The sequence below is a fragment of the Pseudomonas sp. R28(2017) genome, assembly GCF_002112505.1.
Taxonomy (GTDB): domain Bacteria; phylum Pseudomonadota; class Gammaproteobacteria; order Pseudomonadales; family Pseudomonadaceae; genus Aquipseudomonas.
In genome coordinates this window covers 22,796-35,569 of the sequence record NZ_NEHW01000001.1, presented here as the reverse complement: position 1 = coordinate 35,569, position 12,774 = coordinate 22,796, and the positions used below count along the sequence as shown (strand labels likewise).

At 58.4% G+C, this 12,774-nt stretch carries 10 protein-coding genes and 1 pseudogene; 3 read left to right on the top strand and 8 right to left on the bottom strand.

The genetic code is table 11. From position 1 onward, the window contains the following. Positions 1–216: 216 nt before the first annotated feature. Genes CAF78_RS00165 through CAF78_RS00145 form a run of 5 tightly spaced genes read right to left on the bottom strand, consistent with a single transcriptional unit; the run spans position 217 to position 4,535 of the window. On the bottom strand, positions 217–927 hold the full coding sequence (locus CAF78_RS00165) for an ATP-binding cassette domain-containing protein (RefSeq protein WP_085673161.1): 711 nt from the start codon (positions 925–927) through the stop codon (positions 217–219). After that, positions 928–1,686, bottom strand: a complete 759-nt coding sequence (locus CAF78_RS00160) for an ABC transporter permease (protein ID WP_085673159.1) — start codon at positions 1,684–1,686, stop codon at positions 928–930. Continuing rightward, positions 1,683–2,876 (bottom strand): YcaO-like family protein, encoded by a 1,194-nt coding sequence (locus CAF78_RS00155; RefSeq protein WP_085673157.1) that lies wholly within the window; start codon positions 2,874–2,876, stop codon positions 1,683–1,685. Before CAF78_RS00155 ends, CAF78_RS00160 begins: the two co-directional genes overlap by 4 nt. 4 nt (positions 2,877–2,880) lie before the next feature. After that, complete coding sequence (locus CAF78_RS00150) at positions 2,881–3,672, bottom strand: SagB/ThcOx family dehydrogenase (RefSeq protein ID WP_085673155.1); 792 nt, start codon at positions 3,670–3,672, stop codon at positions 2,881–2,883. 2 nt (positions 3,673–3,674) lie between these two features. Then, entirely contained in the window at positions 3,675–4,535 is an 861-nt protein-coding gene (locus CAF78_RS00145) for an McbB family protein (RefSeq protein ID WP_085673153.1), read from the bottom strand. Positions 4,536–5,225: 690 nt separating this feature from the next. Between CAF78_RS00145 and CAF78_RS00135 the strand changes: the two are divergent. Next, positions 5,226–5,642: pseudogene (locus CAF78_RS00135) on the top strand (phosphopantetheine-binding protein); the annotation flags it as partial. Between the two features lie 179 nt (positions 5,643–5,821). Here the strand turns inward: CAF78_RS00135 and dsbG are convergent. From dsbG to dsbD, 3 genes are read right to left on the bottom strand one after another with little or no spacing between them, the layout of a single operon-like run. Then, positions 5,822–6,580, bottom strand: coding sequence for a thiol:disulfide interchange protein DsbG (gene dsbG, locus CAF78_RS00130; protein WP_085673146.1), 759 nt, complete (start codon positions 6,578–6,580; stop codon positions 5,822–5,824). Position 6,581: 1 nt separating this feature from the next. Further along, positions 6,582–7,418, bottom strand: a complete 837-nt coding sequence (locus tag CAF78_RS00125) for a TlpA family protein disulfide reductase (protein ID WP_085673144.1) — start codon at positions 7,416–7,418, stop codon at positions 6,582–6,584. Continuing rightward, positions 7,418–9,130: a protein-disulfide reductase DsbD gene (gene dsbD, locus CAF78_RS00120; protein ID WP_085673180.1), complete on the bottom strand. Its 1,713-nt coding sequence runs from the start codon at positions 9,128–9,130 to the stop codon at positions 7,418–7,420. Before dsbD ends, CAF78_RS00125 begins: the two co-directional genes overlap by 1 nt. A 282-nt stretch (positions 9,131–9,412) precedes the next feature. On the opposite strand from dsbD, the gene CAF78_RS00115 reads away from it, so the two are divergent. Both CAF78_RS00115 and CAF78_RS00110 read left to right on the top strand, forming a co-directional pair. Next, positions 9,413–12,244: a xanthine dehydrogenase family protein molybdopterin-binding subunit gene (locus CAF78_RS00115; RefSeq protein WP_085673142.1), complete on the top strand. Its 2,832-nt coding sequence runs from the start codon at positions 9,413–9,415 to the stop codon at positions 12,242–12,244. Continuing rightward, entirely contained in the window at positions 12,237–12,773 is a 537-nt protein-coding gene (locus tag CAF78_RS00110) for a (2Fe-2S)-binding protein (RefSeq protein WP_013973477.1), read from the top strand. Before CAF78_RS00115 ends, CAF78_RS00110 begins: the two co-directional genes overlap by 8 nt. Position 12,774 lies beyond the last annotated feature (1 nt).

Sequence of the window (12,774 nt, the reverse complement as noted above, 5' to 3'; positions counted from 1 at the left end):
AAGCCCGCTACCACAGGAGTCGCGCCAGATTCTAGAAATTGAGCAAGACAGTTGCTCCCACAGGTACTCCGCAAGGCTTGATCCAGCGAGGTCCCTGTGGGAGCGGGCTTGCCCGCGAAGAGGCCGGAACTGGCAACCGAGGTATCAGCGCTTGCCGAGGATCTTGCCAAGCAGCTCTGGTCGCGGTGCCCCTTGCTGGCTCTGCAGGTTACCCTGTCAATCCTCATGAGAGGACGCTTTGATGAATGCCTCATCGAGTGATGAAGCGTTGTAACGCGACATAAATTCTCCGCCGCTATCAAACGCCTCAAGCCGCTGGTTTGCAAGCATGTAGAAGCGGTCACAATTTGCCGCGATCTCTTCGGTGTAATGGGAGGATACCAGCACGCTCGCACCTTCTTGGCGCGCACTGTTAATGGCTAGCCATATGAAATGCCGGAATTCTGCATCCACGCCTGCAGTCGGTTCGTCGAGGATGATCAAATCGCTCTCTAGCAGTAAAAGCGTAAGCGTGAAGTAGCTGCGGATCTCGCCGTAGCTGCAGCGGGCGACTTTTTTCTGGGAGATTAAGCTGTACCGTTTGTAAAGTGACGGTGACCATCTTGCTAAGCGGGCCAGCATTTCGCTTTGGGTAGGGACAATGGATGAGTTCAGGTGCCTGATGAGATCACCTGTTTCGCTCATGCGTAGCAAGGGTGGAGGTGTAAGGATTTGGGTAAGATAAATTTGTCTCTTTGCTGAGTTGAAAATGTGTCCGCTTGAAGGTTTTTTTATATTGCAGATAAGATCAAATAATGTTGTTTTGCCGGTGCCGTTGTTCCCTAAAATGCCTATCAATTCCCCTGGTTCTAGGTTGAGTGCTACTTCTTTCATTAGCGGCATGTCTTCATAGCTGAAGCACAGGTCTATTAAGCTGAGTAGATTCATTTAGTATCTGCTCCAGACAGGTTGGATCCTGAAGTGTCGCCCAGTGAGGTAAAGTCCGGTGAGCAGCGCCGCGAGCGCGATGCAGAAGGAAGTCAGCAGGGGGATTTCATGGTTGAAAATTTTGCTGCTCAATTGCAGTGGGTTTAAAGAGAGTAGGCTCTGAGGCGCGGCGCGAGACTGAGCGGATCCTAAGTATCCAGAGAGTAACATGAGAAATGATAATAGTGAAAATAAGGTGCTGGCTGTATTGAATTTAATGGGTAGCGCGGCTATGACAAGTCCGATGCAGCTGAATGTCAAGAAGCTGGTGTAAAAACATGCGGTCACGTATAGCAGTTCCGCAATTCTGTAATCGCCATACAGCGGTTTGGTGAGAAGGTAAAAGAGTGCCGCGTAGAGCACGCTTACCGTGGAATAACTGAGGAAGTGAGCTGCCAGAAAGCGCCTAATAGCGTCGGGCTGGTAGATGAAGGACCTGGTGAAACCGCTCTCACGTCTTCCGATCAGGTAAAAACTGAATCCAAAAAAAGCAATGCTTGCAGAGATGTACGAGAAAAACCACGATGCGGAGAGAATGTAAGCTTCATTACGGGCGGACTCTGCTTCTGCATGACCTTGTGTCAACAAGAATAGTAGGCAGGGAGCGATGGCTGACCATATAAGGGCTGTGGGTTCTCTCAGGTGCTCTAGGGTTAAGATTCGCGTGATGTGGAGTACTTTTTTTGTATTGATGATAATGGGTGTTAAGTGGCTGGTCATGGAAAGGGTACCATTCGAGATGATTGGCGTGCGATAACCTGATTGAGGAAATCGGCGGAGTACCTGTTCTTCAGGTTGAAATGATTCGCATTGTTCATGTGGAGGAACAGGTTTGGTGAGAAATATTTGCAAAAGTATATTGTTGGATGATTGGATGTCAGTCTGGATAGGTAGATGTAACCGTTCAGCTCTAAGCATCTGAGTGTGCTCAGAAGTGTTTGGCAATCTAATGGTGGGTGCTTGGTAGTAAGCGCTTCACAGTCATCGTAAGGGGTGGCTGTAGACATTTCTATGTAAGTTTTGTAGTTGTTGCAAGCAAGGAAATGTCTAAGGTAGGGGTCTTTAGGCTCACTGGCTAAGTTGTCAATGGACTGCATGTAACGGAACGTTTGCCAGAGTTCAAGGACAGCTTTTTCAAGCGCGTTGCTTGCAGTGTCTGAATATGACATGCCTGCGCAATATTGGACCTTGGCTTCGGCACGCATGTTGCCATAGCAGAGAAGAATGCAGGCGCCTGGAAAACGCCCGTCAGTGAGGTCTAGAACGAGAATATCCCCAGACTTTGATAGCTCACGAAAGAGGGTTGAACTGGGTCGTAACTCTAGGAGAGCACAGGCTTCGTGATGGTCAAGACGTTTTTTAAATTTAAGGGTGAGCCAGAATCGTAGCAAGAATTGCCGTTCGAGACTTTCTTTGGCAGCGCCAAATATGGCACTTTCAATGTTCTCATGCGCGCTGCATCCGCAGGTGTCCCGCATTGGGTAATATTTGTTGTCAATATTGTTTCTACATTCTGTTATCGAAAGACAGGCCGTTGGGACTTTGCAGGAGGTAAAATCGATTACTCTGTGCACGGTGGTGCGATCGAAGACGTGTGATTGAAGTTCTGTATCTGAGCCGTATGTGGATGTCTGCAGGAATGCCTCCGTGAACTCGTCAAGTTCTTGGTTGCTCAGTCCATCGGCAAGCTTCTCGGTGTCGTCGACCGGGATGTCCAAGTAAAAATGCTTCCGCTCGAAATGCTCACCTCTGGCGCAGACCGTTATCTTCGCAGACCAACCGCTACTGGATCCGTAGGTTTGCCAGCGACTGCCGCACTCTACGCTGTGGGGTAGGTGTGTTACCGCGCTTGGGCGAAGCAGTTCGAAATCAGGAGACGAAGGATGATGAACCTCATTGAATATATTCATTGATTTAACCTATCAATTGGATGCATGTCGGCAGGAATAGGGTTGGATTGAGGTTCAAGAGTTTTGTTATTTGATGGTCTGTGAAGGCGGACCAAGGTCTGCTATCCAAATTTAATTCTTTGCAGCGTAGGTCTGTGAGCATGTACAGCGAGCCCGCCTCCATTAATGCGTGGCGGTAACCTCGATATCGATATTTGAACAATGCTTTAGGCAGATAAATCACATAGATAAGTGCTAGGGCAGGTGCGCCGATTTCTGGGTTTTGTGGAGTAATAGCTTGAGTGAGCTGTTTTATATTGATGTTTGTGCTGTGTATTTCAAATGTTTGGGATGCTGGGAGCAGATGCAGGGCCATGCAGTCAGTTGGCCACTGTTCAATTCTATTATTTAGATTGATGCAAAATATTTCAATTGGAAAAATTGCTCCAGCGCTCGGGTAGCCGCGCTTGTGGTTTGATCCGATTTTTTTCAAAAGGGGAGCAATTAGATTGCGAACGGTATCAAAGTGCAGGTGGCGCTCACGGAAGTGATCGCACGACTCGTTTCTTATGAGGGGATGATCCAAGGGAAGCGCTGATAACTGAAACTCGCGGGCTTCGGCCTCGTTTGTGAGGGTGTTGAGTTTCAGCTCTTTGCCAGTAAGCTTGCGGAGGTCTTTAGCGGGTATGTGATGGAGAGTGCTTAGATGTCGGGTTGCTTCGTGGAGCGTATAATTTCCTTTGGCATGAAATGCCAATGTTTCGTCGAGAACTCTGGAGTCGGTGAATCTTGAATACTGGTCGTGACTAATACTCATTCTTATTTACCTAGGCATTGGCAGAATGGCCAGTGGACGCTTACTTCTTCGGTGGTAGCACCTGTCTCCAGGTCGATGGTTCTGGATAGAAGTGTCTGGTCTTGCGTGTACTTGGACTTTGGTGCTTGCGTAAGCTTGTTTGTGAAGGAAATGATGGTTCCCAGAATCAATGAAGCCTGGAAGTCGTCAATTGCTGCTTTAGGTAGGTCATAGTTGTTGTTGCAGCAAAAGGCCCATACTTTGCTCCATGGGTGTTGGCTTAGGCGTTTGGATTCATAATATGTAATTCGATCGAGAGTGCAAAAGGCACATGGGTTTCCTATTGATGGCACATGCACTTCTGTGAGATGGAAGTAACGATTGCTTGTAAATCCGATGCTGATGCCGTGCTCCGGGTTCTCTTTCGTTAGACTTGTGTAGATGCTTCTGATTGAGTCGGGGCGAAGTTTAAGGCAGGCAAAAACGAATAACGTTGGTGTGCAGATGTTAGGTGCTTCAAAGTGCTCGATTTTTTTAATTGTTATTGTGTTGCTGTGTTTTTTCTCGTAAAACTGTATTAGTGGTAGGGGCGCGTCTAGGTCGTGATAAATTATTACATTCTGAAAGTGTGGCGGCTCTGCTTTCTCTCCCAGAATTGATAACGTTTTTAGGAAATTTAACGTGCTTATGGGTTCAAGCTTCTCAGTTTCAAAAATTTCTTCAAGATCCTGGCGTTTAATGTATTTGGATTGGGTGCTCTCCATTTTCTGCAAAGCCCTGATTATTTTGGGTTCTTTGATCTTTGTGAATCCTGTGCTCGAAAAAATCATGGGGTCTAGGTCGAAATTTAATATCTCGTAATTGTAGATTCTGAATACGTTCATTGGATTGCCTTTTGCGTTATGCGGGCGTTCCTAGCGTTTTGCTGGGAACGCTCGCTCCTTAGTAAGTTATGGGGTTATCAGTTCGTGTTGCCTTCGATGTCAATAGCGTTTCCCCCACTACCACCGGAACCGCCACTGCCACCGCTGCACCCGCCTCCGCCGCCGCAGCCTCCACTACCACCGCAACCACCGGCGCCGCCAGAACCCCCGAAAAACTCCGAGTCCATATCGCAATTACTGTCGGAGGACAGTTCAAGGATGTTGATGCCGTATTGAGTTTCCATAGTGTCTCCTTAACTGTTTTTGTTGTCGCCCGATGTGTGCGGGCATCTAAAGGTTTAGAAGTTTGACTTTTCATTGTCAATGCGGCGGCGAGGCTTGCATGGGTGTGCAGGCGTAATAATTATCTTTGGTTTGAAGAGGTGGGTGTAGGAGCTTTCCTATGGAAAGTTTCTACTTGGGGAAGTTGTTTCTGGCTACTTATGCGGCGGACTTAATTTTTGTAGGTTTGATACTTGTCTCGCGTAAGAAAGTTTTCTTTGTGATGTCAGAGGATTCTTTTTCTTCATGTCTCTCAATTTTTGGGTGTCAGAGGGGGCGGCGCGATGTTTAGCCAATAATCTTTTCGCCAGATTGTTTCAAGATATTTGGTCTCGCTCTCATGGACGATTGCAGTTTGTTAGGAGTGGATGGAACGGCTTTTTTTCACTAGATAGCATCGGCCTGATTTCGCACGACACCAATGGCAAGCTTGACCGCAAGGCGCTGCCGGCCATCGAGATCGGTGGGCAGCACAGCCAGGCCTACCTGGCGCCGCGGGATGAGCTGGAAGCGGTGCTGGCGGGTATCTGGGGCGATGTGCTCAAGGCCGAACGGGTCGGGGTGCATGACAACTTCTTCGAGCTGGGCAGGCATTCGCTGCTGGCCACGCAGATTGCTTCGCGGGTGCAGAAGCAGCTGCAATTGAACGTGCCGTTGCGGGCGATGTTCGAGTGCAGCACGGTGGAGGAGTTGGCCGAGTATGTGCGTGGGTTGCAGGGCAGTGCGCCGGATGAGGGCAAGGCGGATCGGCTCAGTGACCTGATGGCTGAGCTCGAAGGGCTTTAGACCGTAGGGGGGCGCTTTGCGCCCCATTCGCGGGCAAGCCCGCTCCCACAGGAATCGCGCCAGACTCTAGAAATTGAGCAAGACAGTTGCTCCCACAGGTACTCCGCAAGGCTTGAACCAGCGAGGTCCCTGTGGGAGCGGGCTTGCCCGCGAAGAGGCCGGAACTGGCAACCGAGGTATCAGCGCTTGCCGAGGATCTTGCCAAGCAGCTCTGGTCGCGGCGCCCCTTGCTGGCTCTGCAGGTTACCCTGCTCATCCTGATAGAAGATCGCCGGGGTCGCCTGCAGCCCCATTTCCTCCATCAGTGCCATGTTCGCCGCCAGCTTCTGCTGCACGGCATCCGGCACCTTGTCCAGCGGCTTCAGGCTGCTCGCCTTGCCCGCTTTCTCATGCTCATGCAACGCCTTGGCCGGGTCCTTGGCTGCCAACAGTGCAGCCGACTTGCCCGGGCTGTCCTCGCGGATGATGCCGACCATGATATGGCGCAACTGCACCTTGCCCGACTCCACCCAAGGCCGCGCCTGTTCCCAGAACATGTTGCAGTACGGGCAGTTGGGGTCGCTGAACAGGTACACCTTGCGCGGCGCACTGTCCTTGCCATCGGCGATCCAGGCGGTTTTCTCCATCTTCGCCCAGATTGCCTTGCTCATCGGCGCGTACACCAGCTTCTGCAGCGGCTCGGCGCTGAGGTCCTTGCCCTGTTCGTCGAACAGGCTGCCGACCAGCACGTGCTTGCCGTCCGGGGTCAGGTACAGGGCCAGGGCGTTGTTCTGGTACTCGGCGGCATAGCCGCGCAGGCCGTTGGGCGCATCGAAGCTGCCCTTGATCTCGGCGCCCTTGGCTTGCAGTTGCTGGATCGCCTTGGGCAGGTCTTCGGCCTGCGCCAGCGGGGCGGCCAGCAGGGCCAGGGAGAGGGGCAGCAGGGCAGTCAATCGCATGTCAGTTTCCTTGTGCGGCGGGGGCGGGCGCCTTGGCCCGCTCGAAAGGTTCCAGGGCATGGCGCAGGCTGGCCCGCGACAGCTCGCCGAGGTGGCTGCCGATCAGGCGGCCGTCGGCGTCGTAGAACAGGGTGGTGGGCAGGGCCATCGAGCCGACCCGTTGGGCCAGCACGCCGGTACCGTCGAACAGCACATGGGTCAGGCTCAGCCCGGTGGTGGCGAGGAAGGTGGTGACGTTTTCCGGCGTCTCCCCCTGGTTGACGAAGATGAAGGTCACGTGGGGGTACTCGCCCTGGGCCTGTTGCAGCACTGGCATTTCCCGACGGCATGGCGGGCACCACGTGGCCCAGATGTTGATTACCAGCGGTTTGCCACGGTAGCCGTGCAACGCCACGGACTGGCCGGCGGCGTTGCGCAGGCTCAGCTCGGGCAGTGCGGTGCCCTTGCTGTACAGGTGGCTGCCCAGGCTGGTCAGGCCCCAGAACAGCGCACCGCTGAACAGTGCCCAGCCCAGCGGGCGACGCAAGCCAGGCTGACGCCAGCCCTGCCACAGGGTGGCGAGGACGATGCCGACCAGGCCCGACCAGAGCAGGAAGCCGCCGTCACGGATGTCGATGACCTGCAGCAGGTCGTCGCGGTACATCGGCCAGTAGGCCAGCACGAAACCCAGGCGGGCGCACAGCAGGCCGATCAGGAACAGGTTGAACAGCGCCGATTCAGGGCTTTCGCCGCCACGCCGGGCGACCCACCAGCCAACCAGGCAGGCCACGCCGAGGGCGGCGAGCATCAGCAGGTGGTTGAGGGCCATGGTCAGCGGCCCGAGGGTTACCGTCAGCATCAGCCTTGGCTCCGGGTCTGGGTCCAGTGTTGCAGGAATGCGGCGGCATCCACCTCACCGGTGATGCGCCGGGCGCGGCGTTCGTCGCCTTCCGGGCCGAGCCAGATGATGCTGGGCGGGCCGGGTACCTGGTAGCGCTGCAGCAGGGCGCGGCTGGCGGCGGAGTCGGCGGTCACGTCCAGGCGCAGCAGGTGCACGCCGGCCAGGCTCGATTGGATGTCGGGGCGGGAGAACACCTGCTTTTCCATGACCTTGCACGACACGCACCAGTCGGCGTAGTAGTCGACCATCACCCACTGGCCGCGGGCCTTGGCGGCGTCCAGCTCGCGCTGCAGGGCTTCAGGGCTGCTGACCGTGACGAAGTGCTCGTCGGCCTTTTGCACGGTGGCGGCTGCGCTGCCGCCGGCGAACGGCCGCAACGGTTGCCACAGGTCGTCGCCCCCCGCAGCAGCGCCGACCAGCAGCAAGCCGCCCCACAACGCGCCCAGCAGCGGTAGCGCACGCAGCGCCGGCAAGCGCTGCAGGGCCGGCCACATGGCCCAGCCCAGGGCAATCAGCCAGGCACCGCTCAGGGCCAGTACCACGGGCGCGGCAAGCAGGCTGCGCACGGTGTACAGGGCCATGGCCAGGAACACGAACCCAAAAACGCCCTTGACCCGGTTCATCCAGGCGCCCGGGCGCGGCAGGTAGCGGTTGCCCAGGGTCACCAGCAACAGCAGCGGCACGCCCATGCCCAGGCCGAGGCTGAACAGCACCAGTGCGCCTTGCAGCACATCGCCACTCTGCGCGATGTACAGCAGGGCCCCCGCCAGTGGTGCTGTCATGCACGGGCCGAGCAGCAGGCCGGACAGTGCGCCGAGCAACGCTGCGCCGTACAGGTTGCCGCCGCGGGTGCCTTGGCCGGCGCGGTCCAGGCGATCGCGCAGGGCGGCCGGCAGTTGCAGCTCGAAAGCGCCGAACATCGGCAGGGCGAGGAGGATGAACAGGCCGGCCAGGCTGCCCAGCAGCCAGGGTTGCTGCAGCCACGCCTGCAGGCTGGCCCCCAGCAGTGCCGCGACCACGCCCAAGGCCGCGTACACCAGCGCCATGCTCAGCACATAGACCCCGGCCAGCAGCCAGCCACGCCGGGCGCTGGCACCGTTGCCAAGGACCAGGCCGGCAAGGATCGGCAGCATCGGCAGCGAGCAAGGGGTGAACGCCAACAGCAGGCCGAGGCCGAAGAATGCCAGCAGGCTCCAGGCCAGGCTGGCGCTCTGCAGGCCGCTGGCCAGGGCCTGGTCGCTGGCTTGTTCGGCAACCGGCGTCACACTGCCGCCCAGGTCGATGGCGGTGGTTTGCGGCGGGTAGCACAGGCCCGCGTCGGCGCAGCCCTGCCAGCCCAGGCGCAACTGGCCCTGGGCATTGGCCGGGATCAGCAGTTCCAGTTGGTCGCGGTACACCGCGCTGTCACCGAAGAACTCGTCGTGGTGGTTCAGTGCTGGCGGCAGTTGCGGCTGTAGGTCGGCGGGCAAACCGTCGAATTTCAGGCGCTTCTGGTACAGGTAGTAACCCTGCTTGATCTGGAAGTACAGGCGCATCTGGCCGTCGGCCTGGCGGTCGTGGGTCAGCACGAACGCCTGGTTGACCGGCAGGAAGTCGGGTTTGACGTCGAACGGGTTGGCCTGCAACGGGCCGGCCAGGAGGAACGTCAGGAAGAGCAGAAGGATGCGCATGTCTTCGCCTTGGCAGTACGGAATGGTGGCCATGCTGGCTGGGGTTGATTAACCCAAGGTTAACCGTTCCTGCCAACGCTGTTGCTGCGCTGCCGCGTGTCGGCCTTCGAAACACCGCGACATATTGTCGGCTTGACTTTGCTTATGCCCATATTCTTGTTGTAAAGTTGACGCAGAAGTCAGTTTTTCCTGACTCGCGCGACAAGGTTCTCACCCTTCCGAGTCCCCCGCACAAGAATCAGAAAAAGATGGGCAGATACTCTTCTGCCCAGAGGATCAAGCATGTCCAACCGTGATATTTCCCGGCGCGCCTTCTTGCAAGGCGGCCTGATCGCTGGTGTCGGCGTGACCATGGCGCCCCTTGGCAGCCAGGCATTTGCCGCCCTGATGGAAGAGCGCGTCACCACCTCGCCGCAAAAGTGGATGAACCATGACGGCAAGGCGCGTTTTCGCAACGACGCACTGTCCAAGGTCTGTGGCAACAAGGTCTTCGCCCGCGACATCCGCGCCAAGGACATGCCGGGCTGGCCGGCCCAGCAAGGCCACGCGTTGCTGCTCAAGGCGACCAAGGTCGACCGCATCTACACCGGCCATGACCTCAGCCTGCTTGGCGCCGACTTGCAGCCGGACCGTATCGTCACCGCCGCCGACCTGGCCAAGGACGGCATCGCCTGGCCCGAGGCCCATTCGCCCGACCCGCTGCTGCCGCCCGGCCAGGTGCCGATGTTCATCGGCCACCCGGTGGCGATCCTGATCTGGCACGACTTCGAGCGCTTCCGCCAGGCCAAGCGCAAGCTGCAGTTCAACGACAAGGCGATCACCTACGGCGCCCAGGCCCCGCTGTACCAGCGCGACCCCTATGGCAGCTTCCGCTTCGTGCGTGTGGGCGGCGCCACGCCGTTCGACGACGATGAGTTCTCCAGCCTGAAGAACTCCATGCTGTTCCCCACCATCCTCAACCGCAAACCGGTGTGGTCGAAGCAGCCCAACCAGCACGGCGACCTGACCGAGCAGGGCCTGTTCTACGCCAAGCGCATGGGCGAGCAACTGGACAACCCGCCCGAGGACTGGCTGGTGTTCGACGAGCGCTACAAGACGCCGTCGATCGAGCCCGCCGCGCTGGAACCGGACAACGGCAACGGCTGGTACGACCCGGCGACCGGCACGCTGCACTTCGTGGTCGCGACCCAGTGCCCGTTCGAAGCGGCCCAGGAATGCGTGCACATGATCAAGCCGTCGCGCTTCGCCCTGAACACGCTGAACATGCACCCGGGCTACACCGTGGGTTACGGTTCCAAAGACAACAACATCTTCGTCTTCTACGCCGCCGTGGCCGCGCTGTATGGCGAGGGTGTGCCGGTGCGCCTGGCCAACGACCGCTACGAGCAGTTCCAGAGCGGTATCAAGCGTCATGCCTTCGACATCCGCTACCAGCTGGCCGTGGACAAGAAAGACAACCGCTTCAAGATCTTCCGCGCCGACATGAGCTGCGACGGTGGCGGGCGCATCAACTACAGCCCGTCGGTGGCCGCAGTGGGTGCCACCGCGGCGCAGTCGATCTACTACATGCCGCAGAACGACCTGTCGGTGACCGCCTACTTCTCCCGCGGTGTCGAGGCGGGTTCCATGCGCGGTTATGGCACCCTGCAGACCATGGCAGCCACCGAGATGATGGTGGATGAAATTGCCGGTCGCCTGGGCGTCGACGCCATCGACCTGCGCCGCGCCAACGCCCTGAAGTCGGGCATGAAGAACACCCAGGGTGCGGTCCCGGCCGGTGCCCTGCGCCTTTACGAGATCCTCGACAAGGCGGCCGTGCATGAGTGGTGGCGCAACCGCGACGCACGCAAGCAACAGATGGACGCCAAGGACCCTGACCACTGGTACGGCGTCGGCTTCGCCATCTGCCAGAAGGACTTCGGCACCGGCTCCGAGGCGCCGATGGCCAGCATCGAGTTCAGCGCCGATGGCCGCATCAGCCTGCGCCACATCGGCACCGAGCTGGGCACTGGCATGTCGACGTCCCAGGCGCTGGTGGTCAGCGACTTCCTCGGCCGCTCGGCCGACGAGGTGAAGACGGCGGTCACCGAATGGCCGGAGTTGCAGCTGACCACCAGCGGCAACCCATACCTGATCAGCCAGCCTGAACAGGACGCCGCGCTGCGCAACCCGCGCTGGGTCGGCAAGCTGGCTTCGCCGTCGTCGGCGACCAACTCGGCGTTCTACTTCAGCCACGCTACCCGTGAAGCGGCTCGCGTGCTGTTCAACCACGGCCTGTGGCCAGCGGCCATGGCCCTCTGGAGCCAAGGCCCGCATGGCGGCCAGGCCAACCCGCTGGTGGTGCGCCGTGAAAACGCGGTGTGGGTCAACGGCGAGCTGACCGGCAACGGCCTGGCGCCGATCCCGTTCGCCCAGCTGGCGCAGAAGGCTCACGAGATGGGCCTGGTCACCGGTGTCAGCGTGCACGGCTTCAACCGCTGGAGCTGGGCCGAGGCCGACTTCGTCATCGACGGCGTGCGCGAACGCTTCCCGCTCGATGCCGTGGCGGTGAAGTACGGCGACGGCGCGGTGAATGCCAAGAAAGCGCAGATGAGCAGCCATGGCTACCACCTGCTCGACCGGCAGAACGCCGCGTACCCGGATACCCAGCTGAACAACGCCATGGTCACCTACTACAGCCCGGTGGCGACCATTGTCGAGGTCAAGGTCAACAAGGGCACACATGAAGTGCAGGTGCTCAACCATCACAGCTGGGTCGAGTGTGGTCGCGTGCTGGTGCCGGAACTGGTCAAGGGCCAGCTCGAAGGCGGTATCGCCATGGGCATCGGCCATGCGCTGACCGAAGAAATGCCGTTGCACGAGGGTGGGCCCGGGGAGGGCGACTGGAACTTCAACCGCTACCGCCTGCCCCATGCGCGCGATGTGGCGGTGTGGAAGCAGACCAGCGAAATCCTCCCACCGCTGTCACCGACCGACCCGTCCAAGGGCATCGCCGAAGTGGTGATGATCCCAGTCGTCGGTGCAATCGGCAACGCCGTGGCACATGCCATTGGCAAGCGCGTGCGCGATCTCCCCATCACTCCAGCCCGTATCAAGGAGGCCCTCAATGGCTAACCGTCCACTGCAACTGACCCTCAACGGTCAACCGGTCGGCCCGGTCGAGGTCCCTGATGACCTGGCGATGATCGACTACCTGCACGAACACCAGAACCTCACCGGTTCCCGCCTGGGCTGCGGCCAGGGCATCTGCCACGCCTGCGTGGTGATCGTCGACAACCCCGATGGCACCAGCGAGGAAGTGCGCACCTGCATCACCGGCGCGCATTACTTCGAGGGCAAGAAGGTCCGTACCATCGAGGGCCATGCCAAACAGGACGAGGCTGGCAACCTGACGCTGAACCCGATCCAGCAGAAGTTCGTCGACCTGTTCGCCTTCCAGTGCAGCTATTGCGCGCCGGGCTTCGTCAACGCCGCCACGGTGCTGGTGGAAACCGCCCAGCGCCAGCCGTTGAAGAAGAGCGAAGTGGAAGACCGCATCGAGGCCAGCCTCGGCCACCACATCTGCCGCTGCACCGGGTACGTGCGTTACTACGACGCCACCCGCACGGTGCTCAATGACCTCGGCCTGGTCAAGGAGGGTTGAG